The sequence below is a fragment of the Nonomuraea guangzhouensis genome (genome assembly GCF_019396345.1).
GTDB classification, from domain to species: Bacteria; Actinomycetota; Actinomycetes; order Streptosporangiales; family Streptosporangiaceae; genus Nonomuraea; species Nonomuraea guangzhouensis.
Map to the genome: position 1 here is coordinate 1 of NZ_JAHKRM010000052.1, position 25,634 is coordinate 25,634.

Sequence of the window (25,634 nt, forward strand, 5' to 3'; positions counted from 1 at the left end):
ACCCGGAAGTTAAGCTTCCCAGCGCCGATGGTACTGCACTCGGGAGGGTGTGGGAGAGTAGGTCACCGCCGGACAATCTTTGTTCGGGAAGGGCTCCACGCATGACGCGTGGGGCCCTTTCTGCGTTGGGGAGTTAAAAAGGATTTCACCGCCTGGCGTGCGGTTACGCCGCATCCGCTGTTCGGTCCCCGCGCTGCATGTGAGGCGGTAACTTCCCGATCGGTATGCTCTTGGGCCAGCCCTGCGTACGCTGCTCTCCACTTGGCAGGACGTGCTCGTCGGCCGATCGGCCGAGGAGATCGCGGACGTCTTCGGCACGACGGCCAACCGGGTCTATCAATGTTGTTGATCCAGTCGGGCTCCAGCCCCGATGCTTGTGCACATGGGGCGTCGTCGAACGATGTGGCCGGCCACGCTGGCGGCCGCGGGCGTCGCGCTGGGCCTGGTGGGTAGCATGGCGACCGACACCGTCAAAGTGGACGCGTGGTGGTGGAAGCCGCTCATCTGGGGCCTGACCGGCCTGTTCGGCCTGGTTGTCGTGATGGGCGCACTTGGCACGAGGAAGGTCGCCCAGCTCACGCCGGTGGAGCCCGCGCTCGCCGACCTCAGGAAGATGGTGAACAACCAGTGGCGCAACGAGGCCACCCGGATGCTGGGGCTGGACCCGATGCCCGTCCGGTGGAACCTGCGCGACGAGGTGCGCTTCATCGATGGCCCGCGCATCAGTGGGGAGATCACCTGGTCGGGATCGGGTGACCAGATCGAGGGGCTGGCCGACCGGTTCCGCGCGTCAGGAGGCCGCCTGGTCGTGCTTGGCGGGCCCGGCGCCGGCAAGACGACGCTGGCGATCCAGCTCCTACGCGAGTTGCTGAAGAGCAAGAACGGCCCGGTGCCGGTACTGCTGACGATGAGTGGCTGGGACGTCAAGGAGTATCCGTTCTTCGAGGACTGGCTGGTCGCCCGGCTGGAGCAGACCTATCCGGCGCTGCATACGTACGGCGGCGACATGGCGCGCCGGCTCGTCCGCGACGACAAGATCGTGCCGGTCCTCGACGGCCTGGACGAGATGCCCGCCTCCTCGTTACCTGGGGCGCTGGCCGCGCTGAACCGGTCGCTCCCCGTGGAGACCCAGCTCGTCCTCACCAGCCGTACCGCCGAGTACACCGCCGCCGCGCAGGCGCTGGGGCGGGCCGCCGTGGTCGAGGCGGAGCCCATGTCGGCGGCTGCCGCCGCCGACTACCTGAACGGCATCCTCGGACGGACCGTTCGGCATCCCGGCTGGGAACGTCTGCTCGACCGGCTGCGAGACGACGAGTCGACACCGCTCTCCGAGACCGTGTCCAGCCCTTTGGGGATGTGGCTGCTGCGCACCGTCTACGAACCGGCCGCCGATCCGTCCCGGCTGCTCGACCCTGCCCGCTTCGCCACCGCTGCCGAGCTCCGCGCCTACCTCTTCGACCGGCTCGTCCCGGCGCTGATCGAGGCCCGGCCTCCCGCAGAGAAGGACGAGGCCGATCTGTTCCGGCCCAGCCGCCGCTACCGGCCCGAACAGGTCACCCAATGGCTCGGCTACCTGGCCACGCTGCTCGACCGCACCCCTGCCGAGGCCGAGGCCATACCTCTGGGCGGCAAGAGCATCGGAGTCAGGGACTTCGCCTGGTGGTGGCTCGCGGGCTTGACCATGCGCCGGCCGCCCCCGGGGCCGGGTGTCATGCTCTTGGTGCTGGTGGCGAGCGTGGCATGGGGAGGGGTCCTCGCCACGCTGGCGTTGGACGGCTTCACCTGGTGGTTCCTCGCCGGCGGTCTGGGGATCATCATCATGTATCGGGAAAAGTCCGGCCACTCGTATTGGACGCGTGACCGGCCCGGCTATGCCGACCTGCGGATCGGGCGGCGGATCTTCTCGCTGCTCAACAAGCTGCTGTCCGCGTTCTCGATCGCGAGCGGGATAGCGCTCGCGTCCGCGCTGGCGGAGGGCGTCGTGCAGGCGGTGGTCAACCTCGTCACGGGGGATGCGCTCACAGAGGGGCTGGTGAGGGCATTCGTCGCGGCGGTGGTGTTCGGGCCGGCGATGCTGCTCGTCTTCATGACGGACGCGGTGGCCGAGTGGGCCGAGATTCCGGTGATGGACGGGCAGGCCAGCACGCCGCTCACGAGTTGGCGCGCGGACCGCAGGCTCAACCTCGTACGGCTGCTCGCTGGAGGGGCGCTCGGCGCGATCATCGGCGGGGTCCTGATCTGGGCGACGGGCGGATCCGTGGGCGAGACAGCGGTCGCGATCACCGTCGCGGCCCTGGCCGGCATGACGTACGGGCTCGTGTCAGGGCGGCACCACGCCTGGCTGGTCTACGAGCTGGCCGCCTTCCGCCTGGCACGGCAGGGGCGGCTGCCGCGGCGGTTGATGGCGTTCCTGGACGACGCGCATCGCCTCGGGCTGCTGCGCGCGGTCGGGCCGCTCTACCAGTTCCGGCACGCCGAGTTCCACGACCATCTTGCCGGGCGTGGGGCGCCGGCTACCGCCCCCCGGCAGGCCATCGCGCCCCCGCCGCCCGTGCCCCGCCGTGCCGGTCGGTTGGTCACCCCCGTGCCCTTGCGTACGATCGAGACGGCTCAGAAGGTCAGCGGCCTCGCGTTCAGCCCGGACGGCACCCGCCTGACCTGGACCGGCGAGGGCACGACCACGCTGGCGGACCTCACCGGCAGCCCGGAGCGCGTCTTCCGTCACAGCAGCCGCCTGATCGCCCGCCTGCTGGGCACGGGACCGATGGCGGCGATCAGTCCCGACGGTCGGCTGATCGCCCTCACCAAGGAACGCCTGAGCCTCAGGGACTACGACGCCACTGCCGGCAAGATCTGGATCGCCGACCTCGCCACCGGCGCCGAGCTCGTGGAGCTCGGCAACGATGGTGGCGTACAGGCGATGGTCTTCAGCCCTGACAGCGCCCGCCTGGCCGTCAGTGACACCGAGGTCACCACTCGGATCTGGGATGTGACGGACGGCACCGAACTCCTGCGCATCGCGCACCTCGCCGGCCCTCCCGGCCTCGCCTTCAGCCCCGACGGAACCCGCCTGGCCACCGCCTCCTCCAGTTCCTGGGGACGCGGCCAGACCTGGGAGGCGGAGATCTGGGATTCGGAGACCGGCGTGGCGCTTCTGCGGCTGTCCGCATCGGATACCGAACGGTTTTCGTGGACTCGTGACGTGGCGTTCCGCCCTGACGGCACCCTGCTGGCCACCGCGGGCTCCGACGTCACCCGCATCTGGGACGCCGGCTCGGGCGCGGTCCTCGTCACGCTGCACGAGGAGGCCAGGCACGTCGCGTTCAGCCCTGATGGCACTCTGCTGGCCGCCGCCGGTTACGGTTCCGAAGTCCGGCTCTGGGACGTCGGGGACGGCACGGATGTATGGGAGGTCCTGCGGCTCCCGCGCGGCCACTGGTCCACTGCGGGGGCCTTCAGCCCCGACGGGTCTCTGTTCGCCACCGTCACAGGAAAGATCATCCAATTGTGGGAGCTGTCTGGTTGATCTGTCCGACCCTGCCTGTGGCGCGGCTCCCCATCCGGTAGACGGCCAGCGGCCGCCGCAACGCGGTGATGTCGGACAGCGGGTCACCCGCCACGGCCAGCAGGTCGGCGTCGAACCCGGGCGCGATCCTGCCCTTGCGTTCTCCCACCCGGCAGACGCGGGCCGCGGCCGAGGTGATCGCCCGCAGCACATCCAGGGGCGCGTACCCGTTCTCGACCAGCATCTCCGCCCCGTACGGCAGCACTCCGTGGGGCTTGGGCGGCCCGATGCCCGCGTCCGTCCCGATGACGAAATCCACCCCAGCGGCCTGAATGGCCCGCAGCGCCTCCCTCATACCCGCCATCCGCTGCTGGATGCGCGGCGGCAGCGGCACCGGGCTGGGCGCCACCCCCACTGTGAGGGACACCACGACGTCGGCGGCGGCCAGCTGTGCGACTACGGTGTGGTCCACCGCGTAGGAGTCCTCGGTGAAGAACGAGCAATGCTCGATCGAGTCGAACCCGGCGTCCAGGACGTGCGCGATCCCCTGCGCGCAGTGGACGTGCCCGGTGATCGGCAGGCCGTGCGCGTGCGCCTCGTCGGCCGCCGCCTTCAGCTCGGCGAGGCCGTACTGGAGCAGGTGGGAGTGCGTGCCGGGCGTCATCTCGCCGCCCGTCACCATCATCTTGATCACGTGGACGCCGCGCGCCGCCCGTTCCCGTACGGCCTTGCGCACTCCCTGCTCGCCCGCCGCCTCACCGCCCAGGAACCAGCAGTGACCCCCGGGAGTGGTGATCGGTGGCCCGGCGGAGAGGACTTCCGGCCCGTCGAGCCCGAGCCCGAGCCCGAGCGCCAGGTAGTCCCGGTCCCCCAGGTCGCGTACGGTCGTCACCCCGGCCGCGAGGTGCTGCCGCGCGGCCTGCCGCATCCGGTCGGGGAGTCCCGGCGGTTCCAGCATCGCCACGACGTCGTGGCCGGCGTCGAAGGCCAGGTGGACGTGGCAGTCGATGAGTCCTGGCAGCAGCGTGGCATCGCCCAGGTCGACCGCCGCCGGCACGTCGGTGGCGACGTCGGCGGTGACGTCGGCGATGCGGCCGTCCTTGACGATCACCACCTGGTCGTGGCGCATTTCCTGGCCGTCGAAGAGACGGCGGGCGCGTAAGGCGAGCATGCCACCACCATCGCGCTGTCGCGCCGGGATCGTCTGAGTATGCCCCTACTCAAGTTCGCCCGCGGCCGCCTGCAGCAGACGTGCCAAGAGCTGGATCGGCTGCGCCGCCGCCTGGCCGCCGGTGTCCAGCTGACCGCCGAGCGGGTGAAACGCCGCTGAATGCCATTCGAACCGCCGCTGGCCGCTGGCCGCTGGCCGCTGGCCGCCGGTCGCCGGCCGCCGAGCGCCGGTCGCCGGCCGCCGGCCGCCGAGCGCCGGGAGCGGCTGGGCGGCGTGCTTAGCGTCCTCTACGTGATCTTCGCTGAGGGGTCGACGGCCACGTCGGGCGACCGGCTGCTGCGCCCCGACGTCGCGTACCAGCGGAGGCGGTCACAGCGTGCGGAACCCCCGGAAGGTCACGGGCTTGCGGGTCTCGAAGCCGAGCCGCTCGTAAAGGGTGATCGCGCCGGTGTTGGCCTCGGCGACGTGCAGGAACGGACGTTCGTCGCGAGCCACGATGCGCGCGACGAGCGCATCGACCAGACGGGCGGCATGTCCTTGCCCGCGTGCCTGTGGGGCGGTGCAGACCGCGCTGATCTCGGTCCATCCCGGGGGCCGGAGCCGCTCACCCGCCATCGCCACCAAGGTGCCGTTGTCGCGGACGCCGAGATAGGTGCCGAGTTCGCGGGTGCGCGGCCAGAACGGCCCCGGCTGTGCCCGCTCGACGAGGTCGAGCATCTCGGGCACGTCGTCCGTGCCCAGTTCGACCACGCCGGTGCCGGTCGCGGCCGGCGGGCGATCGGACCTGCCGCTGCCGCTCCAGATCATCTGGCGACCTGCGAGAACGAAGACCGGCTCCCAGCCCGACGGTGGTGTCGCTGCGGAGCTGAACATGTCGGCGAGCTCTCCCCGGCCGAGCAGCCGGGCGAGGTCTGCCCACTCCTCCGGGCGCGGGTCGGTGCTCACCGCGGAGAAGGTCGCGATTCCTGGCTGGTAGGTGACAGCGTTGCCGAGTCGGCGGGCAAGGTGCGCGTGGTGACCGCGCAGCGATGCGCCCACCGGGTCATCGAGTGCGGTGGCGTCCCGGTTCGCCATGGTGCTGTGCCTCTCGTGTCGTACGGGGTTGACGCCGGCCCCGGCCGGACGGCGGTCAGGTCCAGCCGGTCATCCTACGGGGACATGGCTCATGACCGGCCGGTGCACCCCAACCCTCCAGGCCCGGCCCCGGACGCCCACCGGGCATCCCCACCCGGTCTGCAGATGCCAGGAGCGTTCGCCGTCCTCACGCAGCGACGGGCAGGGCGACGCTGAGCCCGTCGGCGCCCGTCGGCGTGGGGTCGGTGCCGGCGAGGGTGTTCAGGACGGTCATCGCCGCGGGCAGCGCGGCGGGGTCTTCGAGGGTGACGTCGAGGCGGTCTCCGATGGTGGCCTTCAGCTCGTCGGGCGGGCCGGTGGCGATCACCTGCCCGTGGTCGATGACGGCGATGTCGAACCGGCTGGTGAAGAGCGGGAACTACCCGATCTTCACCAAGATCGTGATGGAGGCGGGCCAGCCAAACCTGAGCCGCGACGACCAGTTCCGGTACGGGCTTCAGCGCGTCCTCGACTGCATCGCCGCAGCCCTCCCGTAAACGGCCGAGCCCCCGGTGGCGGCGCACCCGGAACAGGACGGGGGCTCGTAGCCGACCCTCCAGGGCGGGCAGCTCCGCGGCATGTACAGCTCATCCGCCGACAGGACGGAGCCGTCTGCTCACCCGGTAATCGCGCCGCGAATCCGCGCGTACACCTCGATCTCGATGCGCATCCGGGGATCGGACAGGCCGCACACGAGCATCGTCGCCGCCGGGCGGATCTCGCCGAAGTGGCGGCGCAGGGTCGGCCAGCATGGCTCGAAGTCCTCCCGATCGGGTAGCAGGTAGCGGACCCGGACGACGTCGGCGAACGTACAGCCTGCCTCGGTCAGCGCCGTCCCGATGTTGCGCAGGCACTGTTCGGCCTGTTCGACCACGTCGGCGGAGATCGTCATGGTGGCGTAGTCGAACCCGGTGGTCCCCGAGACGTGGACCCAGTCGCCGTCCACCACGGCCCGGGCATATCCGATCTGCTCCTCGAAAGTGGAGCCACTCAAGATCGCGCGTCGTTCTGTCATAGGCAGAACGGTAGGCAACCTGCGGTGATATGTCGAAGACGCTGCCGCTGATGATATGATATCTCTGCGCGTATGGAACGTCCTCAGCTCGCGCTGCATCAGCTCTACGCGTTCGCCGTTCTGGCCGAGGAACTGCACTTCGGGCGGGCCGCCAACCGGCTGGGTGTCGCGCAGCCGCCGCTGAGTCAGCAGATCAGGCGGCTGGAGGAGAGGGTCGGGCATCCGCTGTTCGAGCGAAATCCCGGCGGGGTCGTCCTGACGTCGGCGGGTCACGAACTGCTGCCTGCCGCGCGGCGTGCGCTCGGTGAGATCGCGGATGGGCTGGAGGCGGCGCGACGGGTCGGTGGGGGAGATGCCGGTCGTATCCGGGTCGGGTTCGCGGCGTCGCTCGCGTTGACGATTCTGCCGGGAATGCTGCGGGGCTACCGTGAGCGCTATCCCGCGGTCGAGATGGAGATCAGGGAGATGACGACGGCCCCCCAGACGGCCGCGCTCCTGGAGCGTTCGATCGACGTCGGGCTCCTGCGGGAACCGCCTGACGATCCGGGGCTGGTCGCCGAGCCGGTGTTTTCGGAGGAGTTCGTGGCGGTTCTGCCGGTTGGTCATGTTCTGGCCGGTCAGCGGGTCGTTCCGGTCGCGGCGCTGGCTGCGGAGCCGTTCGTGTTGCTGAACAGGGCGGCGGGGCCGACGGTGCACGATCGGATCGTTGGTCTGTGCCGGTCGGCGGGGTTCGAGCCGCGCATCGGTCAGTACGCGGTGGAGTGGGCGACGGTCTCCGCGCTTGTCGAGGCGGGGCTCGGGGTGTCCCTCGCCCCGGCGAGCGTGCGCCGGATCCGGCTCAAGGGGGTGGCCTATCGCCGGATCGAGCCGGACGGCGCGCGCACCACGGTCGCCATGTGCTGGCGGTCAGGTGATGAGAACCCGCTGGTCGCGCGGTTTCTGGAGGTCGGCCGCGCGCTCTCTGGAGGCGGGCAGGGCCGCCCACCCCCGCCCAGTTCTGGGCCGGGGTGAGCGACGGCACGTCCCGTCGTGGGAGGGCTACTTCGGCAGTACCAGCAGCGCGTCGCCGACCCCGCGCTCCACCCCGTCGGACGGCCGGTTGACGAGCTTGTTGCCCACCACCATCGCGGTGGACCCGCCGCCGTCCAGGTTGACCGCCTGCTTGGCGCCCAGCCAGCGCATGAACTGGGCCGCCTCGATGAAGCTGGCCCCCACCGTCACGCCGGGCTGCCGCCCGTCGATGGTCGCCAGGATCAGGCTGCCGTTGCGCGTGGTGCCCAGCAGCGTGCGCGGGTGGCGGCGGAGGATCATGTTCACGGAGTCCTGGCCGTCAAGCTTGGCGGTGATCTTCGCGTGCCCGTTCCTGACCAGGCCGACATTGCCCCCGATCACCCCCAGGTCGGGCGTCAGCTTGAGCGCCTTACGGGTCCGTACGTCCACGACCTTGGTGTCGACCTTGACGGTCACGCCTTCGGCCGCGTGCGCGTTCAGCCACTCGGCGGCGACCCCGGCGACACCGTGCAGGACCCGCGTCCCCGCCGCCACCGCGGCGCCCGGCGCGCGCAGCGCCACGACCTTGCCGTTGGCGTCGAGCACGGCGTCGGCGCCGTTGTCGGCGGGCGTCTTGGCGCCGTACTCCTCGGTGTAGAGGACCAGCTCGTCCGCCGCCGCGGCGCGGTTGACGCCGTTGACCACCAGCTTCTGGCCGTCCTGGGCGATCGCGGTGACGGTCGACTTGAGTTCGGTGATGCGGGCCGTACGACCCTTGAGGACGACGGCGGAGCGGCCCGGCACGGCCTCGCTGAGCAGCTTGCCGCCGACCACCGAGATGCCCACCGGCTCACCGCGCAGGTTCTTGGCGGTGTGGATGTTGAAGAAGCCGCCGTTCACGGCCGCGAGTGCCTGGCCGGCCTTGGCCATCGAGGAGACGGTCTCGCGCTTGGCGACGCTGGTGCCGAGCGTGGCGGCGTACGAGCCACGGAATGTCTTGGCGTCGATCATGACCACCTTGACGTCCCAGGGGCCGGTGGTCTTCATACCGTCGTCGCCGAGGTAGTCGACCTTCGCCTTTATCCCGGCGTCCTTGAGCTTCTTGGCCGTCTCGGCGGCCTTGTCCTTCTCCTCGAACTTCCACAGCCCGACCCGCACCATGTAGACGGTCTGGGCCTCGGCGTCGGCGACCTTCGGGCGCACGACCTTCTGCAGGCTCGCCGTCTCGCCCGTGGCCTCGACCTCGGCGACCTTCGCCTCGGCCGTCTGCTGCATGCCGTAGTCGCGGCCGCTCGGCATCAGCACCGTGACGGTGTAGCCGTCGGTAGACGTACCCGACTTCACGTCCCAGAAGTCGATGCCGGGCGCCACGCTGGTCATCGTCTTGGTCGGTACGGCCGGTACGCCCAGGGGGAACTTGGCCGAGGGGAACGTCACCGAAACCCGCTCGGCGGCTGCGACGGGTACGGCCGTCCCAGTGAGGACCGTGGCCATCGAAAGACCGACGGCGAGGGTGCGTCGAGACATGAAAACTCCAGAGGGCGGACAAAGGAACCGCCCTATCCTGGCGAGATCATGGTCGTGTAGGCAGGCAAACACGCTAAACGGTCGGAGAGGTTACAAGATTGACATCCCTCGGGAGGTTTTCCTGCGCGTACTGTGGGGGCGGCGTTACCGTGCGGTAGGCCGCGACCCGTGCGGCATACCAGTCCGAGAGGCAGCCGTTATGGGGCTGAGCATCCTCATTGTGATCATCGCGAGCGTGGTCCTGGGGTTCATCCTGGGCGCGTTCGTCACCCGTCCCCGCGGGTGGGTGATGTACGCCCGCCCCGAGGATCGGTCCCGCGCCGACGTGACGCGCGATCCTCACGAGTGAGTACGAGTCGAGTACGAGTCGGCGAAAGCCGCACAGCTTCTGGGGTTCTGTGCGGCTTGCGCCTATGATGAGTGGCATGACACGCGTCAGCATGTGGTGGCGGCCGACAGACGGCCGCTGATCTCCGCATGCGCGGGCCGTCCTCAGGACGGGCCCGGCGCGGGTTCTTCTTCAGGGCGGCATGACCTGAAGAAAGGAACCCGTGATGAACCACGTCGTGCTCACCGGAGACCGCCCGACCGGGCCGCTCCACCTGGGCCACTACTTCGGCACGCTGGCCAACCGCGTCGCCCTGCAGGACGTCCACCCCATGTACGTGCTGGTCGCCGACTACCAGGTGATCACCGACCGGGATCTGCCCGGCGCCATCCAGGGGAACATCACCTCTCTGCTCCTCGACTACCTGGCCATCGGGCTGGACCCCGCGAAGGTGACGATCTTCCAGCACAGCGCGATCCCCGAGCTGAACCAGCTGCTGCTGCCGTTCCTCAGCCTGGTGTCGGTGGCCGAGCTGGGGCGCAACCCGACCGTCAAGGACGAGATCGCGCACAGTTCGCAGCAGGCGGTCAACGGCCTGATGTTCACCTATCCGGTGCACCAGGCGGCCGACATCCTGTTCTGCAAGGGCACGCTGGTGCCGGTCGGCAGGGACCAGCTCCCGCATGTCGAGATGACGCGGCTGGTGGCGCGGCGTTTCAACGAGCGCTACGGTCCCGTTTTCCCGGTGCCGGAGGCCATGATGGGTGCCCAGCCGCTGCTCAAGGGCCTCGACGGCGGCAAGATGAGCAAGAGCCGGGGCAACTCCGTGGCCCTGTCCGCCACCGAGGACGAGACGGCCGCGCTGATCCGCGGTGCCCGCACCGATGCGGAGCGGCTCATCACCTTCGACGAGACGAACCGGCCGGAAGTGTCGAACCTGCTCACGCTGGCCGGCCTCTGCCTCGGCCGCCGGCCCGAGTCCATCGCCGACGAGATCGGCAACGGTGGTGCCGCCGCGCTGAAACGGCTGGTCACCGAGGCGGTCAACGAGTTCCTGCGACCGATCAGGAAGCGCCGTGGCGAGTACTCGGAGGCCGACGCCAGGCAGGTGCTGAGTGACGGCAACGAGCGCGCCCGCGAGCGGGCGATCGTCACCCTCGGGGAGGTGCGGGCCGCGATGGGCTTCTGACGATGGGCTGCTAACGGTGGGCTGCTAACGCCATGGGCTTCTAACGGGGGGCTCTGGCGATGGCCAGTTCCGTGGCCGGGGATCTCAGCGGGCGGCGGTGGCGCGGCCTGGTGAAGCCCGCCGCCTTGAGCAGGCGGGCCACCTCCTTGTAGCCGCGGAGCCTGCCACCGCCCGCCACCAGGTAGTTGAGGTGGAGCAGATCGACCAGGGTCCGGCTGGCCCGCCCGGGCATGACGCTGTCGCCGAACTGGTCGCCGATCGCGATCGTGCCGCCGGGGTTGACCGCCTTGGCCAGCCGCCCCAGCAGGGTGGCCACCTCCTGGTCGTCGAGGCAGTGCATGACGTTGAACAGCAGCACCACGTCGTACCCGCCGCCCAGATCCTCGTCGAGGAACGAACCGGCCCGCAGCGTCAGCCGGGGGTGGGCGGCGGCCGATTCGAGGGCCTGGGGCAGGTCGATCACGGTGCCCCGCAGGTCCGGGTGGCGCCGGAGCAGTTCCACGCTGTAGCGGGCATGGCCGCCGCCCACGTCGAGCATCCGCCTCGCGCCCGCGGGGACGGGGATGGCGCTCGCGGTGGCGGGAGCCTGGCGGCCGGCCACGGCGGCGGTCCATGCCTGGAAGGAGCGCGACAGCTCCGGTTCGCTCTCGGTCAGGGCGTACAGGGAGGTGATCGGCGACCCGTCCCGTACGGTGCTTTCGAGCTGCGGCCAGATCACGCAGGCGGTGCGCTCCCAGAAGTACAGCCCCTCGGCCAGGCAGGCGGGGGAGCCGGTGGTGAGCCAGATCCGCGCCGTGCGGGTCAGCCGGTAGCGGCCGCCTCGCGCGCGCAGGTAGCCGAGCCCGGTCAGGCCGCGCAGCAGCACGTCCGTCGCGTGCCGGTCCAGGCCGAGCGAGCCGGCGAGGTCGGCGGCGCTCGCGGGCCCGCCGCGCAGGGCGTCGAAGAGACCGAGCCGCATCCCCGCGATCAGCGCGTGCAGGCCCATGACACCGAAGTAGTCGAGCATCGGGGGCAGGATCGACAGGCGGTGCGCCGCCGCTTCCAGGGGATTGCTGAATAAGGGCACATCGCGACGGTAAGCCGCTGAGGGGCGGAAATGTTACCTGTGTTCCCTGCGGAACGACTCCAGCGCCAGCAGCGCCACGTGCAGGGACAGGCACGACTCGACGTCGTCGAGGTCGGTGTCGAGGATGCGTTCGAGGCGGCGCAGCCGGTCGTAGAAGGCGGGCCGCGACAGATGGGCCTTCTGGGCGGCCACCGCCTTGTTGCGGCCCGCGTCCAGGTAGATGCGCAGGATGCGGGTCAGGTCGCCGCCCCGCTGCGCGTCGTGCGCCAGCAGCGGTCCGAGCTCCCGCTCGGCGAACGTCTGCAGCCTGGCGTCGTCGCGCAGCAGGTGAAGCAGCCCGCGCAGCCGCAGGTCGGGCAGCCGGTAGAAGGGCCGGCCGTCGGGCTGGCGGACCGCCACGTCGGCCACCTGCTCGGCTTCGAGGAAGCTGCGCCGTACGTCCCTGATCGACTCCACCACCGAGCCCGAGGCCAGGACGAACGCGGCGCCGGGCTTCCACAGCATGCGCAGCCGTTCGGCGAGCGCGGTCAGCGCGGCCTCGGCGCCCGAGCGTGGCGGCAGGGGGAGCAGGACGCCGACCCGGTCCTGGTCGAGCGCGCCCACGAGGGCGGGCAGCCGGGCGTCGCGGCAGGCGGCGGCGGTGGCCTCGGCCAGCTCGCCGAGCTGCGCCTGCCCGTCGAGTGCCTGCTCGATGGGGTCGGTCGGGCGGATGACGACGCTGACCAGCTTGCGCCCGGTGAGCGGCACGCCCACGGCGCGGGCGCGGGCGGCGGCCTCGTCCGGATCGGCGTAGGCGTGCGTGAGGATGCCGGTGATGATGGTGCCGTGCGCCTGGCGTTCCAGGGACTCCTGGTGGCGTTCGAGCAGGCGGCCCAGGGCGAGCGTGGTGGCGGCCCGCTCGGCGAGCACCAGGTCACGGGGCGACGGCGGGCTCTCGCAGAGCAGGATCAACCTGCCCCAATCCTGCCCGCGCGCGCCGACCGTGGTGACCAGCCAGCCGGAGGCGGCGTCGTAGGCGGTCCGCTCGGCCGGCGCGACCGCGCGTGATCTGGACTCCCATCCGGCCAGCAGCGCGCCGGTGTCGCGGCCCGCGGACTCGCAGGCGAGCACCTGGTGGGCGAGGTTCTCCAGCAGGACCGGGCGGTTGGACAGCCGGGCCACCTGGGCGAGCACCTCGGCGGGCGATGCGCCCTCGACGGAGAGCTCGGTGAAGACCTCGTGCAGCTGCTCGGAGGCCCGCAGCTCCTCCAGCTGGATGTCGATGATCCGCGCGTGCACGGACTCGGTGATCTGCACGAACGGCGTCTCGCGGGTCAGCACGATCAGCGGCAGGCCGTGCTCCTCGGCCGACTTGACGACCGCGCTGGGCAGCTCGCGGACGAACCTGCGGCCCAGCTCGACGATCAGCCCGGAGGCGCCGACAGCCGAGAGCTCGCCGATGTAGTCGGCCAGCTTCTGGGGGTCCTCGGGCAGGGCCACTCCGGTGGTGAGCACCAGCTCTCCGCCGCGCAGCAGGTGGGCGAGGTCGGCGATCTCGCCGACGTGCACCCACCGCACCTTGGTGTCCAGCCGGTCGCCGCCCGCGACCACGCGCGGGCTCCCGCGACGGACGGTGTCCAGCGCGAGGACGTCGGCGATGGTGGGCAGCACGCGCCCGAGCCTAGCCGATCAGCCTGTAAGATCGGATAGGCACCCATTTACAGACTGCTCATGGCGAGCCCATTTCATCCTCTCGGAACTCCCGGATGGGCTGCTGCGCCCGCAATTCCACCCGCCGGATCTTGCCGGAAATGGTCTTCGGCAGCTCACCGAACTCCAGCCTGCGCACCCGCTTGTACGGGGCCAGCTCGCGCCGCGAGTGCTCGAAGATCGAGCGGGCCGTCGCCTCGTCCGCCTCGAACCCGGGGGCCAGCGTCACATAAGCCTTGGGCACCGCCAGACGCACCGGATCGGGCGCGGGCACCACGGCCGCCTCCGCCACGGCCTCATGCTCCAGAAGTACGCTCTCCAGCTCGAACGGCGAGATGCGGTAGTCGGAGGCCTTGAAGACGTCGTCGGTCCGGCCGACGTAGGTGATGTAGCCGTCGACGTCACGGGTCGCGACGTCACCGGTGTGGTAGTGCCCACCTCTCATCGCATCACTAGATCCACCGACATATCCGGACATGAGGCCGAGGGGGCGGTCGGCCAGCGGCAGGCAGATCTCCCCGTCGTCGCCTGCCTCGCCGGTGATCGGGTCGAGCAGCACGATGTCGTAGCCGGGCAGCGGCCGGCCCATGGACCCCGGCTTGACCGGCTCGCCGGGCACGTTGCCTATCTGGGCGGTGGTCTCGGTCTGGCCGTAGCCGTCCCTGATCGTCAACCCCCACGCCTTGGCGACCTGGTCGATGATCTCCGGGTTGAGCGGCTCGCCCGCGGCGACGGCCGTGCGCAGCGGCAGCCGCCACGCCGCCAGGTCCTCCTGGATGAGCATCCGCCACACGGTCGGCGGCGCGCAGAAGGTGGTGACCCGCTCGTCGCGCAGCACCTCCAGCAGCGCCACGGCGGAGAAGCGCTGGTAGTCGTGGATCAGCACGGTGGCACCCGCGTTCCACGGCGCGAACACGTTGCTCCACGCGTGCTTGGCCCAGCCGGGCGAGGACACGTTGAGGTGCACGTCGCCGGGCCTGAGCCCGATCCAGAACATGGTCGACAGGTGGCCCGCCGGATAGGAGGCGTGCGTGTGCTCGACCAGCTTGGGCTGCGAGGTCGTACCCGAGGTGAAGTAGAGCAGCAGCGTGTCGCCGGCCCTGGTCGGGCCGTCGGGGGCGAAGTGCTCGGCCGCCTCGCGGGACTCGGCGTAGGGCAGCCAGCCGTAGGCGTCGCCGACCGCGATCCTGGTGTAGCCGCCGTCGTCGAACTTGCCCGCGTCGGAGGCGTTCGCGATCACGTGGGAGACGCCGCCGCGTTCGACGCGCTCGACGATGTCCTTGGCGGTCAGCAGCGTGGTCGCCGGGATGATGACCGCGCCCAGCTTCATGGCCGCCAGCAGTGACTCCCACAGCTCGGCCTGGTTGCCCAGCATGAGCAGGATGCGATCGCCACGTTGTACGCCCTGCTCGCGCAGCCAGTTCGCGACCTGGTTGGACCGGGCGGACAGCTCGGCGAAGGTGTAGGAGACCCTGCCGACGATCTTCAGCGCGACCGCGTCGGGGGTCTCGGCGGCCAGCACGCCGTCGAACCAGTCGAGCGCCCAGTTGAACTCCGTCAGCTCCGGCCAGCGGAACTCGCGGCGGGCCGTCGGATAGTCGGCTCCGAGAAGGAGGTCGCGTGCGGCGCGGAAATCGCTCATGCCCCGGATCCTGCTACGTCCCCAGCCGTCTCTCAAGGCCGTCCAGCACCGACACGAGGCCGAAGTCGAAGCTCACCTCGCGCATCACCTGCGGATTGTCGTAATCGACGGCGTTGATCCGCTCCACGAGCTCGGGGTAGCCGGCGGCGGCCTTGGCGACGAACTCGCGCAGACGGTCCTGGTCGTAGTCGTGGTCCTTCGCCGCGGCGTCCCAGGCGACCTGGGGGATCGTCATGCCGAACACGTAGGCGGTGAGCGTCGAGTTGGCGTAGTCGATGTCCAGCCCGGTGAATCCGGCCAGCCTGAACGCCTTGTGCATCTGGTCGGTGACCCGGAGCGCGTTGGGGCCCAGCGCGGGCATGCGGCCGATGAGGTCGGCCGACCACGGATGCCGCAGGATCACCTGGCGCATGCTGTGGGACATGACCGAGCAGGTCTCCCGCCAGCCCATCACCTCGGGGTCGGGGACCATCATCTCGCCCCAGACCTCGTCGTAGACCAGCTCCAGCAGCTCGTCCTTGTGGGCCACGTACCAGTAGAGGCTGGTCGCCCCCGCGCTGAGCTTCGCGCCGAGCTTGCGCATGCTCAGCCCGGCCAGGCCCTCGGCGTCGAGCAGCTCCACGGCGGCCATGACGATCTCCTCGCGGCTGCGGCCGGGGCTGGCCGCCTTGCGCGGTTCGCGGAACCACACGGAGTTGTACTGCCTGCTGGTCACACCTCCAGGATAAATCCACTCGCACGCTGTACGAGTCCTGTCGTACAGTGTGCGAGTGGAATCGAACACTGTGCGAGACCCCCGCCGCTGGTGGATTCTCGTCGTACTCTGCCTGTCGCTTCTGGTGCTGGTCGTGGACAACACCGTCCTCAATCTGGCCATCCCCAAGCTGATCAAGGATCTGGGCGCGAGCCCGGGTGACATCCAGTGGATCATCGACGCGTACGTGCTGGCCTTCGCCGGGCTGTTACTGACCGCCGGGAGCCTTTCCGACCGGTTCGGGCGCCGGCGCTTCCTGATCGTCGGGCTGGCGTTCTTCGGCGGCGCGTCGCTGCTGGCCGTGCTCTCGACCGAGCCGTGGCAGCTCATCGGCGCGCGGGCCCTCATGGGCGTCGGCGGGTCGGTCCTGATGCCGTCCACGCTGTCCATCCTGATGACCGTCTTCGACGAGGGCGAGCGGCGCAAGGCCATGGCCGCGTGGAGCGCCGTCGCCATGGTGGGCGTGATCGCGGGGCCCACGCTGGGCGGCTTCCTGCTCGACCACTACTGGTGGGGCTCGGTCTTCCTGCTGAACATCCCCATCGCGGCCGTCGCGATCATCGCCGCCGTTACCCTGATGCCCGAGACCCGCAGCGCCGGGCGGAAGATCGACCCCGTGGGCGTCCTGCTGTCGATCGTCGGGCTGACGGCGGCCGTGTACGTCATCATCGAGCGCGAGTGGAACCCGATCGGCATCGCGATCGCCGTGGTCTTCCTCGGCGCCTTCGTCATCTGGGAGCGGCGCTCGGATCACCCGATGCTGCCGCTGGAGCTGTTCAGGAACCGCAACTTCAGCGGGGCGTCGTTCTCCATCCTGCTGATGTCGTTCGGGGCCGGGGCCGTGATGCTGATGCTGACCCAGTACCTGCAGTTCGTGCTGGGGTACGGGCCCATGCGGGCGGGTCTGGCGCTGCTGCCGTACGCGGTCGCGGCGGCGGTCTTCAACGGGCTCGGCGCCGCGCTCGGGCAGAAGGTCAGCAACCGGACGCTGATCGCCGCCGGGCTGGTGGTCATGGCCGGTGGGTTCGTCGTGCTCGCCACGACCTCCGGTTACCTGCCGCTGCTCACCGGCCTGCTGGTCATGGGGGTGGGTGGCGGTCTCGCCGGGCCCGCGGCCTACGCGTCGCTGATGGGGGCGATCCCCATGGAGCACGCGGGCGTCGGCTCCGCGCTGAACGACACCGTGCAACAGGTCGGCATGGCCATGAGCATCGCCATCCTGGGCAGCGTGCTGGCCGGGGTGTTCACCTCGGCGATGCCCGCCGACGCGCCCGAGGCGGCCAGGGAGTCGATCGGCGGCGCCTTCAAGCTGGGCATCGTGGCGCCGGCCCGCGCGGCCTTCACCGACGCGATGCACTTCGGCTGCTGGGTCGGGGCCGGGTTCTGCGTGGCGGCCGCGCTGCTCGCGCTCGCGGTGCTGCGACCGCCCGCTCCCGTGGAGACCACCGAGCCCGCCCGGGTCTAGCGGACGCGGGGCTCGCGCATGGCCTCCAGACTGTCCAGTTTGTGGGTCCGCTCGTCGTGGCCGACCTGCCGCAGCAGGTCGGCCACCGACCGGTAGCGGCCGTACTCGGCGGCGTACGTGCCCGGGTCGGGGATGAAGTCCAGGTCCGGGTTCTCCGCCACGAACGTCATGTACTCGTGCTCCGCGTGGTCCTCGAACTCCGCGTTCAGCCGGTAACTCCAGTCGGGCCTGACCAGGAACAACACCCACGACACATGGTAGTAGAAGAACGCGATCAGCCAGGGCGCCGCCTTGTGCAGCAGCCAGTTCTGCCTGAGGCCGTGCCGCTGGACGAGGTCCTGCATGATCAGCAGATGCCACTGCTCGTTGTCCTGGTCGGCGCGGGCCTCCACGATGCGCTCGAAGACCCGCCTGGCCAGGCCCGAGCGGCCCGCGTGACGGTGCACGGCCCAGTAGCCCATCCGCTCCCACGCCTGGTACGGCACCCGGGCGATGATCTCCAGCATGGCGAACTTGGTGAACGAGCCCTGCTTGCCGTACATGAGGTCGACGGGCTTGAACATCATCTTGGCCAGCACGCTGTACTCCATGCGCGGGGTGTCGAGCGTGTCCCGCTGGGCCTGGAGCAACTGGGCGCGGCCGAGCTTCGGCGGGCCCGGATGGACGTCGGGCCGGTGGTCGACGGTGATGGTCATGTCCGCTCTCCCTGAGTCGTTCCTGGTGATGACTCGATGGTGGGGGAGCGGGGGGTGGCCGGTCGTCGGCCGCCAGTGGGCAATCGCCGTGCCTCCCGTGGCGTACTGATCAAGGCGGCCGTACGCCCGCAGGCGCACGGGAGATCCCCTAGGGCATGTGACACCATGTAAGGGGATTTTGTGGCATGCCAACAGGTTGAAGGCGGGTGGCGCGATGACAAACCGGGATACTCATAGCATGTCGGAGCTTCTCGCCCGCCACCGGGCAGTGATCCCCAACTGGGTGGCACTCAACTACAACGAGCCCATCGAGATCGTCAGCGGCAAGGGCAACCGCGTCGTCGACGCCGATGGCAAGAGCTATCTGGACTTCTTCGCCGGCATCCTCACCAACATGATCGGGTATGACGTGCCCGAGGTACGCGAGGCCGTCGAACGCCAGCTCGCCACGGGAGTCGTCCACACCAGCACAGTCTACCTGCTGCGCGGCCAGATCGAGCTGGCCGAGAAGATCGCCAGGCTCTCCGGCATCCCCGATGCCAAGGTCTTCTTCACCAACTCCGGCACCGAGGCGAACGAGACCGCGCTGCTGCTGGCCACGTACGCGCGCAAGAGCGACCAGGTGCTCGCCATGCGGCAGAGCTACCACGGCCGCAGCTTCGGCGCGATCAGCGTCACGTCCAACCGGTCGTGGAAGAACAACTCGCTCTCCCCGCTGAACGTGCACTTCCTGCACGGCGCCGACCGGCAGCTCGCCCAGTTCAAGGGTCTTTCGGACGCCGACTACATCGCGGCCTGCGTCGACGACCTGCGCCACGTGCTGGCCACGGCCGTCTCCAACGACGTGGCGGCGCTGATCGCCGAGCCGATCCAGGGCGTGGGCGGGTTCACGATGGCCCCCGACGGGCTGTTCGCCGCCTACAAGGAGGTCCTCGACGAGCAGGGCATCCTGTTCATCTCCGACGAGGTGCAGACCGGCTGGGGCCGCACCGGCAGCGCGTTCTTCGGCATCCAGAACCACGGCGTGACGCCCGACATGATGACCTTCGCCAAGGGGCTGGGCAACGGGTTCGCGGTCGGCGGTGTCGTGGCCCGTGGCGACCTCATGGACAGCCTGCCCGCCGTGGGCCTGGCCACGTTCGGCGGCAACCCGATCTCCATGGCCGCCGCCAACGCCACGCTCGACTACGTGCTCGACCACGATCTCCAGGCCAACGCCGCCAGGACCGGCAAGATCATCATGGACGGCCTGCGGGCGGCGGCCGAACGGCTGCCGATCATGCGGGACGTACGCGGCAAGGGCCTGATGTTCGCCGTCGAGCTGGAGAGCCCCGCGCAGGCCGCGCGGTTCATGGAGGAGAGCAAGAAGGCGGGCCTGCTCGCGGGCAAGGGCGGCCTGTACGGCACCGCCATCCGCATGGCGCCGCCGCTCACCCTTACCGTGGAAGAGGCCACGGAGGGCCTGAGCATCATCGTGCACGCACTGGAAGTCATCAACGCAGAGGCAGTAACGCAGTGAAGTCTGTCAAGCACTGGATCAACGGAGTTCCAGCGGACGGCGACAGCCGGACACAGGAGATCTTCGACCCGGCGACCGGCGAGGTCAGCGGGAACGTCGCGCTGGCGTCGGTCGCCGACGTCGACGCGGCCGTGGCCGCCGCCGTGGCGGCCTTCCCCGCCTGGCGCGACGCGTCGCTGATCAAGCGGGCACAGGTGCTGTTCCGCTTCCGCGAGCTGATGTACGCCCACCGCGACGAACTGGCCGCGCTCATCTCGGCCGAGCACGGAAAGGTGCACTCCGACGCGCTCGGCGAGGTCGCCCGGGGCCTGGAGGTCGTGGAGTTCGCCTGCGGGATCCCGCACCTGCTCAAGGGCGGCTTCTCCGAGGGCGTCTCGACCCGGGTCGACTCCTACTCGCTGCGCCAGCCGCTCGGCGTGGTGGCCGGCATCACGCCGTTCAACTTCCCGGCCATGGTGCCGATGTGGATGTACCCGATCGCGATCGCCTGCGGCAACGCGTTCGTGCTCAAGCCGTCGGAGAAGGACCCGTCCGCGTCGCTGCTCATGGCGCGGCTCTGGCAGGAGGCCGGGCTGCCCGACGGCGTCTTCAACGTCGTCCAGGGCGACAAGGTCGCCGTCGACCGGCTGCTGGAGCACCCCGACGTGCGCGGCGTCTCCTTCGTCGGCTCGACCCCCATCGCCAGGTACGTCTACGAGACCGGCACGCGGCACGGCAAGCGGGTGCAGGCGCTCGGCGGAGCCAAGAACCACATGCTCGTGCTGCCCGACGCCGACCTCGACCTGGTCGCCGACTCGGCCGTGTCGGCGGGCTTCGGCTCGGCCGGTGAGCGGTGCATGGCGATCTCCGTCGTGCTGGCCGTCGATCCGGTGGGCGACGAGCTCGTCCAGAAGATCGTCGAGCGCGTCGACAAGCTGGTGATCGGCCCGGGTGACGACCCCAAGTCCGAGATGGGGCCGCTCGTCACCGAGGCGCACCGCGACAAGGTCGCCTCCTACCTCGACCTCGGCGTCGAGGAGGGCGCCAAGCTCGTCGTGGACGGGCGCGAGACGACCCTGCTCGGCGGCGGCAAGGCGCTGGAGTCGCCCGGCTTCTGGCTCGGCCCGACCGTGCTCGACCACGTGCCCGCGGGCTCGCGGGTGCACACCGAGGAGATCTTCGGGCCGGTCCTCACGATCGTCCGCGTCGGCTCGTACGAGGAGGGGCTGGCGCTCATCAACGGCGGCGCGTACGGCAACGGCACCGCGATCTTCACCAACGACGGCGGCGCGGCCCGGCGCTTCCAGAACGAGGTCGAGGTCGGCATGATCGGCATCAACGTGCCGATCCCGGTGCCGATGGCGTTCTACAGCTTCGGCGGCTGGAAGTCCTCGCTGTTCGGCGACACGCACGTGCACGGCACCGAGGGCGTCCACTTCTACACCCGCGGCAAGGTCGTCACCTCGCGCTGGCTCGACCCGTCGCACGGCGGCGTGAACCTGGGCTTCCCCACGAACGGGTAACCGACGTCCACCAGGCGCCCCTCTCTTCGTGTGCCCGATAAACTCCAGCACACGGATGAGAGGGGCATCGTGGATCGCCGTATACCTGCCATGGCGCTGGCCATGACGGCTCTGGTCGCCAGCATGGGCGCGGCGGGCCCGACACCGAAGAAGACACCCAGCCCGAGCCCTACCCCCACCCCGTCGGCGAGCCCGACGCAGGGCGACGGCACGCTGCAGATCCTCACCTATCGCGGCTACGCCGAATACGGCGGCACCAGCCCGAGGGTCAACTGGGTGGGCGACTTCGAGAAGACGACCGGCTGCCGCATCGCCCGCCTCGACACCGTGCAGACCGCCGACGACATGGACCGCGCCGTGGCCGCGCGCCCCTACGACGTGATCTCGGCGGGTCCGGTGCTGGCGGCCACGATGATCAAAGCCAAGCAGGTGCAGCCCATCGACCCGGCCAAGGTCACCGGCTACGACGACCTCTCCAAGCGCTTCCGCGACATGACCAAGGTGTCGAGCAAGATCTACGGCGTGCCGTACCTGTGGGGTTACCACGAGTTCCTCTACGACTCGACCAGGGTCAAGAGCGCCGACCTCAAGAAGGTCTTCCAGTCGGACCACGTGGCGCTCAAGGACAGCCCGCTGACCATCGCCGACGCGGCGCTCACCGACAGCGGTGTGGACGACCCCTTCGAGCTGACCGAGAGCCAGCTCGACCGGGCGGTGGCGCTGCTGGGCGAGCACAAGGACCGCACCTACTGGAAGAACCCGCTCGACCTGGTCAAGGGCTTCGCCACGGGCTCGCTCGACTACGCCCAGGCCACGCCGTACTATCGCCTGCTCCTGCAGAAGGCCGGAAAGCCGATCAAGGCGGTCGCCGCGCGCGAGATGACCGGGTGGCTCGACTCCTGGATGCTCGGCGCGAACATCCCCAACACCGACTGCGCCTACCGCTGGCTGAGCTGGATGGCGGCGGCGCCGGCCCAGCGTGACGCGGCCGCCTGGGTCGGGCTGGCGCCGGCCAACCCCAAGGCGTGCAAGGGGCGGGCCAAGCAGATGTGCGACGCGTACGGGGCCGACAAGCCGAAGTGGCTCGACCGGGTCGCCTTCGCCGTCCGGCCTCCGGGGGATTGCGAGGGATCTGAGGGGGAATGCACTGATTACGACCTCGCATGGACCAAACGGTGGGGTGCACTGGTGAAGTGAGCCGGGGGATGCCAACCCATACGTGACCTGTGCCGCGGGCGCGCCCCGTCCCCCCGCTGGGCCGCGCCTGCAGAGACGCCCCGGGCCTTCCCCCCGCTCCGGGGCGTCTCGCTGTTCCCGGTCGGCTGATCGAGATTTTGACTGAATGGCCAATCAGCGAAAATTCGACTGAATGACCAGTCAGTGAGTAAGGTCGGGTCATGAGAATCCTTCTGGTCGGGGCCGGCGGCGTCGGTTCCGCTGTCGTGTCCATCGCCGCGCGCCGAGATTTCTTCGAACACATCGTGGTCGCCGACTCCCAACAGGACCGGGCGGCGCGGGCCGTCGACGGCGTGGACGATCCCCGGTTCAGCGCCATCGGGCTCGACGCCGCCGATCGGGCGGGGGTCGAGGCGGCGCTCCGGGAGCACCGGTGCGACGTGCTCTTCAACGCCGTCGATCCGCGGTTCACGATGCCGCTGTTCGAGGCGGCGCTGGCGGCCGGGGCCGACTACCTGGACATGGCGATGTCGCTGTCCAGGCCGCACTCCAGCCGGCCGTACGAGCAGCCGGGGGTGAAGCTGGGCGACGAGCAGTTCGCCCGCGACGGCGAGTGGCAGGCGCGGGACCGGCTGGCGCTCGTCGGGATGGGCGTGGAGCCGGGACTGGCCGACGTGTTCGCCCGCTACGCCGCCGACCACCTGTTCGACGGCATCGACGAGATCGGCGTCAGGGACGGCTCGAACCTCGTCGTGGACGGCTACGACTTCGCGCCGACGTTCTCCATCTGGACGACGATCGAGGAGTGCCTGAACCCGCCCGTCGTCTGGGAGGACGGAGGGTGGCACACGACCGAGCCGTTCAGCGAGCCCGAGGTGTTCGACTTTCCCGAGGGCATCGGGCCCGTGGAGTGCGTGAACGTCGAGCACGAGGAGGTGCTGCTCGTGCCCCGCTGGATCCCGGCCAGGCGGGTGACGTTCAAGTACGGGCTCGGCGAGGAGTTCATCGGCGTGCTCAAGACCCTGCGCAAGCTCGGGCTGGACAGCGCCGACAAGATCAGGGTGGGCGGTGCCGACGTGGCGCCCCGCGACCTGGTGGCGGCGAGCCTGCCCGACCCGGCCACCCTCGGCGACCGGATGCACGGCAAGACCTGCGCGGGCACGTGGGTGAAGGGCACCGGCAAGGACGGCGCTCCTCGCGAGGTCTACCTCTATCACGTGGTCGACAACGCCTGGTCGATGAGCGAGTACGGCTCGCAGGCCGTCGTCTGGCAGACCGCCGTGCACCCCGTCGTCGCGCTGGAGCTGCTGGCGAGCGGCGTCTGGAAGGGCACGGGCGTGCTCGGGCCCGAGGCGTTCGACGCGGTGCCGTTCCTCGACCTGCTGACCGAGTACGGCTCGCCCTGGCGGATCCGCGAGGCCGCCGCCTAGGACGTGCGGCCCCGCGCCTTATATCCGTGAGCGCTCAGCGAGAGGGGAAGGCGACCACCGTGGCCATGGGCGCGGGGATGAGCGCGTCGGCGCAGTCGGCGCAGGCCATAACGGGCGCGTCGTCGGGGAAGCGCCCGACACGCACCCGCGGCCTCGGCCACCTCTTGTGGCAGACGACGCACGCGTCTCCGTCGAGCTGCGCGCAGCTCAGGCCATCAGGGTCGAACGTCAACATGTCCTGTGCCGTTCCTGTCGGACCCCAGTTCATCACGCTCCCAGCTGCGGTGGGCCAGTCGTCTACCGGATCCGTTATAACCCCGGTCGCGCTCCTGATCGTCTAGTGGAGCGTCAAGCCCGGGTGAATTCTCTACCCGCTCCACGCCCCGTACACCTACAAAAACGGGCATCCAGCCGCAAGCTGGATGCCCGGTTCGTACGCTTTTCCTACAGGCTGGCGAACGCCTTCTCCAGGATGCCGAGACCCTCCTCAAGCAGGTGCTCGGGCATGACCAGCGGCGGCAGGAAACGCAGCACATTGCCGTACGTGCCCGCGGTCAGCACCAGCAGGCCCTCCGCGTGACAGCGCCGGACGACCTCGGCGAGCGCGGCCGGGTTCGGCTCCTTCGTGCCCGGCTCGACCAGCTCGACCGCGATCATCGCGCCACGGCCGCGCACGTCGCCGATCACGTCGAAGCGCTCGCGCATCGCGTGCAGGCGGGGGAGCATGATCTCGCCGATCCGGCGGGCCTTGGCGACCAGGTCCTCCTCGGCGATGGTCTCCAGCACGCCCAGCGCGGCCGCGCAGGCGACCGGGTTGCCGCCGTACGTGCCGCCGAGGCCACCGGGGTGCACCTTGTCCATGATCTCCGCGCGCCCGGTGACGGCGGCGAGCGGAAGGCCGCCCGCGATGCCCTTGGCGGTGGTGATGAGGTCGGGCACGACGCCCTCGTCCTCACAGGCGAACAGGTGGCCGGTGCGGGCGAAGCCGGTCTGCACCTCGTCGGCGACGAACACGATGCCGTTGGCCCGGCAGAACTCGGCGATCCTCGGCAGGAAACCCTTGGCCGGCTCGATGAACCCGCCCTCGCCCGCGATCGGCTCGATCACCACGGCGGCGACGTTCTCCGCGCCGACCTGCTTGTTGATCATGTCGATGGCCTGCGCGGCGGCCTCCTCCGCGCAGTTCTCCGGGCCCGTCGGCCAGCGGTACGGGTAGGCCAGCGGCACCCGGTACACCTCCGGCGCGAACGGGCCGAAGCCCTGCTTGTAGGGCATGTTCTTGGCCGTCAGCGTCATGGTCAGCAGCGTGCGGCCGTGGTAGCCGTGGTCGAACACGACGACCGCCTGGCGGCCCGTGGCGTGCCTGGCGATCTTGACGGCGTTCTCGACGGCCTCGGCGCCGGTGTTCAGCAGGACCGTGCGCTTCTCGTGGTCGCCGGGGGTCAACTCGTTGAGCTTCTCGCAGACCTGCACGTACGACTCGTACGGGGTGACCATGAAACAGGTGTGGGTGAACTCGGCGACCTGCTCCTGGACCCGCTCGACCACCTTCGGGGCGGCGTTGCCGACACTGGTCACGGCGATGCCGGAGCCGAAGTCGATCAGCGAGTTGCCGTCGGCGTCCTCGACGACGCCACCGCCGGCGCGGGTCACGAAGATCGGCAGCGCGGTGCCGATGCCCGGCGGCACGGCGGCCTGCTTGCGCGCCAGCAACTCCTGCGACTTCGGGCCTGGGATCGCGGTGACGAGACGACGCTCCTGCGGAATGCTCATATGTCTGACGGTACGCCGCGCGCCGACCAGGCCCGATGCGTCGATATGGCACACTGAGGGTGCCCGTCTTTGCCAGAATGGACAA

22 protein-coding genes and 1 rRNA gene are annotated in these 25,634 nt (G+C 70.0%); 11 read left to right on the top strand and 12 right to left on the bottom strand.

Annotated features, from left to right (window positions below; genetic code table 11):
• Positions 1-74, top strand: a 5S ribosomal RNA gene (gene rrf / locus KME78_RS68485); the annotation flags it as partial.
• 308 nt (positions 75-382) lie between these two features.
• On the top strand, positions 383-3,526 hold the full coding sequence (locus tag KME78_RS58600; protein WP_219538888.1) for an NACHT and WD40 repeat domain-containing protein: 3,144 nt from the start codon (positions 383-385) through the stop codon (positions 3,524-3,526).
• Here the strand turns inward: KME78_RS58600 and KME78_RS58605 are convergent.
• The 3 genes from KME78_RS58605 to KME78_RS58615 form a co-directional block, all read right to left on the bottom strand.
• Positions 3,498-4,676, bottom strand: coding sequence for an amidohydrolase family protein (locus KME78_RS58605; RefSeq protein ID WP_219538890.1), 1,179 nt, complete (start codon positions 4,674-4,676; stop codon positions 3,498-3,500). The genes KME78_RS58600 and KME78_RS58605 overlap by 29 nt on opposite strands.
• A 369-nt stretch (positions 4,677-5,045) precedes the next feature.
• Positions 5,046-5,750, bottom strand: a complete 705-nt coding sequence (locus KME78_RS58610) for a GNAT family N-acetyltransferase (protein WP_219538892.1) — start codon at positions 5,748-5,750, stop codon at positions 5,046-5,048.
• A 187-nt stretch (positions 5,751-5,937) separates the two neighbouring features.
• Positions 5,938-6,117: a hypothetical protein gene (locus KME78_RS58615; protein WP_246654840.1), complete on the bottom strand. Its 180-nt coding sequence runs from the start codon at positions 6,115-6,117 to the stop codon at positions 5,938-5,940.
• On the opposite strand from KME78_RS58615, the gene KME78_RS58620 reads away from it, so the two are divergent.
• Positions 6,107-6,286: a hypothetical protein gene (locus tag KME78_RS58620; protein WP_246654841.1), complete on the top strand. Its 180-nt coding sequence runs from the start codon at positions 6,107-6,109 to the stop codon at positions 6,284-6,286. The genes KME78_RS58615 and KME78_RS58620 overlap by 11 nt on opposite strands.
• 119 nt (positions 6,287-6,405) lie before the next feature.
• On the opposite strand, the gene KME78_RS58625 is transcribed toward KME78_RS58620, so the two are convergent.
• Positions 6,406-6,804 carry a RidA family protein gene (locus tag KME78_RS58625; RefSeq protein WP_219538894.1) on the bottom strand — a complete coding sequence of 133 codons (399 nt, stop codon included), beginning with the start codon at positions 6,802-6,804 and terminating at the stop codon, positions 6,406-6,408.
• Positions 6,805-6,876: 72 nt separating this feature from the next.
• Here KME78_RS58625 and KME78_RS58630 point away from each other — a divergent pair, with 72 nt between their 5' ends.
• Positions 6,877-7,815, top strand: a complete 939-nt coding sequence (locus KME78_RS58630; protein WP_219538896.1) for a LysR family transcriptional regulator — start codon at positions 6,877-6,879, stop codon at positions 7,813-7,815.
• A 27-nt stretch (positions 7,816-7,842) separates the two neighbouring features.
• Here KME78_RS58630 and KME78_RS58635 read toward each other — a convergent pair whose 3' ends face one another.
• The gene (locus tag KME78_RS58635; protein WP_219538898.1) at positions 7,843-9,321 is read right to left on the bottom strand and encodes a phosphodiester glycosidase family protein; all 1,479 of its coding nucleotides are present in this window, start codon (positions 9,319-9,321) and stop codon (positions 7,843-7,845) included.
• Positions 9,322-9,520: 199 nt separating this feature from the next.
• Here KME78_RS58635 and KME78_RS58640 point away from each other — a divergent pair, with 199 nt between their 5' ends.
• Positions 9,521-9,670 (top strand): hypothetical protein, encoded by a 150-nt coding sequence (locus KME78_RS58640; RefSeq protein ID WP_219538900.1) that lies wholly within the window; start codon positions 9,521-9,523, stop codon positions 9,668-9,670.
• Between the two features lie 205 nt (positions 9,671-9,875).
• Positions 9,876-10,838 (top strand): tryptophan--tRNA ligase, encoded by a 963-nt coding sequence (gene trpS / locus KME78_RS58645; protein ID WP_219538901.1) that lies wholly within the window; start codon positions 9,876-9,878, stop codon positions 10,836-10,838.
• Between the two features lie 40 nt (positions 10,839-10,878).
• Here the strand turns inward: trpS and KME78_RS58650 are convergent, their stop codons facing one another.
• The 4 genes from KME78_RS58650 to KME78_RS58665 are packed head-to-tail and all read right to left on the bottom strand — an operon-like array spanning position 10,879 to position 15,950.
• Positions 10,879-11,904, bottom strand: a complete 1,026-nt coding sequence (locus KME78_RS58650) for a methyltransferase (protein ID WP_219538903.1) — start codon at positions 11,902-11,904, stop codon at positions 10,879-10,881.
• Between the two features lie 33 nt (positions 11,905-11,937).
• The gene (locus KME78_RS58655; RefSeq protein WP_219538905.1) at positions 11,938-13,554 is read right to left on the bottom strand and encodes a PucR family transcriptional regulator; all 1,617 of its coding nucleotides are present in this window, start codon (positions 13,552-13,554) and stop codon (positions 11,938-11,940) included.
• Between the two features lie 58 nt (positions 13,555-13,612).
• On the bottom strand, positions 13,613-15,235 hold the full coding sequence (locus KME78_RS58660) for an AMP-binding protein (protein WP_219538907.1): 1,623 nt from the start codon (positions 15,233-15,235) through the stop codon (positions 13,613-13,615).
• A 13-nt stretch (positions 15,236-15,248) separates the two neighbouring features.
• Entirely contained in the window at positions 15,249-15,950 is a 702-nt protein-coding gene (locus tag KME78_RS58665) for a TetR/AcrR family transcriptional regulator (protein WP_308127559.1), read from the bottom strand.
• Positions 15,951-16,005: 55 nt separating this feature from the next.
• On the opposite strand from KME78_RS58665, the gene KME78_RS58670 reads away from it, so the two are divergent.
• Positions 16,006-17,454 carry an MFS transporter gene (locus KME78_RS58670; RefSeq protein ID WP_219538910.1) on the top strand — a complete coding sequence of 483 codons (1,449 nt, stop codon included), beginning with the start codon at positions 16,006-16,008 and terminating at the stop codon, positions 17,452-17,454.
• Here KME78_RS58670 and KME78_RS58675 read toward each other — a convergent pair.
• Positions 17,451-18,149, bottom strand: coding sequence for an alternative oxidase (locus KME78_RS58675; protein WP_219538911.1), 699 nt, complete (start codon positions 18,147-18,149; stop codon positions 17,451-17,453). The genes KME78_RS58670 and KME78_RS58675 overlap by 4 nt on opposite strands.
• A gap of 238 nt (positions 18,150-18,387) precedes the next feature.
• Here KME78_RS58675 and KME78_RS58680 point away from each other — a divergent pair, with 238 nt between their 5' ends.
• The 4 genes from KME78_RS58680 to KME78_RS58695 all read left to right on the top strand — a co-directional run bounded on the left by KME78_RS58680 (position 18,388) and on the right by KME78_RS58695 (position 23,776).
• A complete protein-coding gene (locus tag KME78_RS58680) occupies positions 18,388-19,668 on the top strand; it encodes an aspartate aminotransferase family protein (protein WP_219538913.1) in 1,281 nt (426 codons plus the stop codon).
• On the top strand, positions 19,665-21,170 hold the full coding sequence (locus tag KME78_RS58685) for a CoA-acylating methylmalonate-semialdehyde dehydrogenase (RefSeq protein WP_219538914.1): 1,506 nt from the start codon (positions 19,665-19,667) through the stop codon (positions 21,168-21,170). Before KME78_RS58680 ends, KME78_RS58685 begins: the two co-directional genes overlap by 4 nt.
• 102 nt (positions 21,171-21,272) lie before the next feature.
• Positions 21,273-22,367, top strand: a complete 1,095-nt coding sequence (locus KME78_RS58690) for an extracellular solute-binding protein (protein WP_219538916.1) — start codon at positions 21,273-21,275, stop codon at positions 22,365-22,367.
• Between the two features lie 200 nt (positions 22,368-22,567).
• A complete protein-coding gene (locus KME78_RS58695; RefSeq protein WP_219538919.1) occupies positions 22,568-23,776 on the top strand; it encodes a saccharopine dehydrogenase family protein in 1,209 nt (402 codons plus the stop codon).
• A gap of 34 nt (positions 23,777-23,810) precedes the next feature.
• Here the strand turns inward: KME78_RS58695 and KME78_RS58700 are convergent, their stop codons facing one another.
• Together KME78_RS58700 and gabT are read right to left on the bottom strand one after the other, a co-directional pair.
• Positions 23,811-24,011: a hypothetical protein gene (locus KME78_RS58700; RefSeq protein ID WP_219538920.1), complete on the bottom strand. Its 201-nt coding sequence runs from the start codon at positions 24,009-24,011 to the stop codon at positions 23,811-23,813.
• A gap of 209 nt (positions 24,012-24,220) precedes the next feature.
• Positions 24,221-25,549, bottom strand: a complete 1,329-nt coding sequence (gabT, locus tag KME78_RS58705) for a 4-aminobutyrate--2-oxoglutarate transaminase (protein WP_219538921.1) — start codon at positions 25,547-25,549, stop codon at positions 24,221-24,223.
• Positions 25,550-25,634 lie beyond the last annotated feature (85 nt).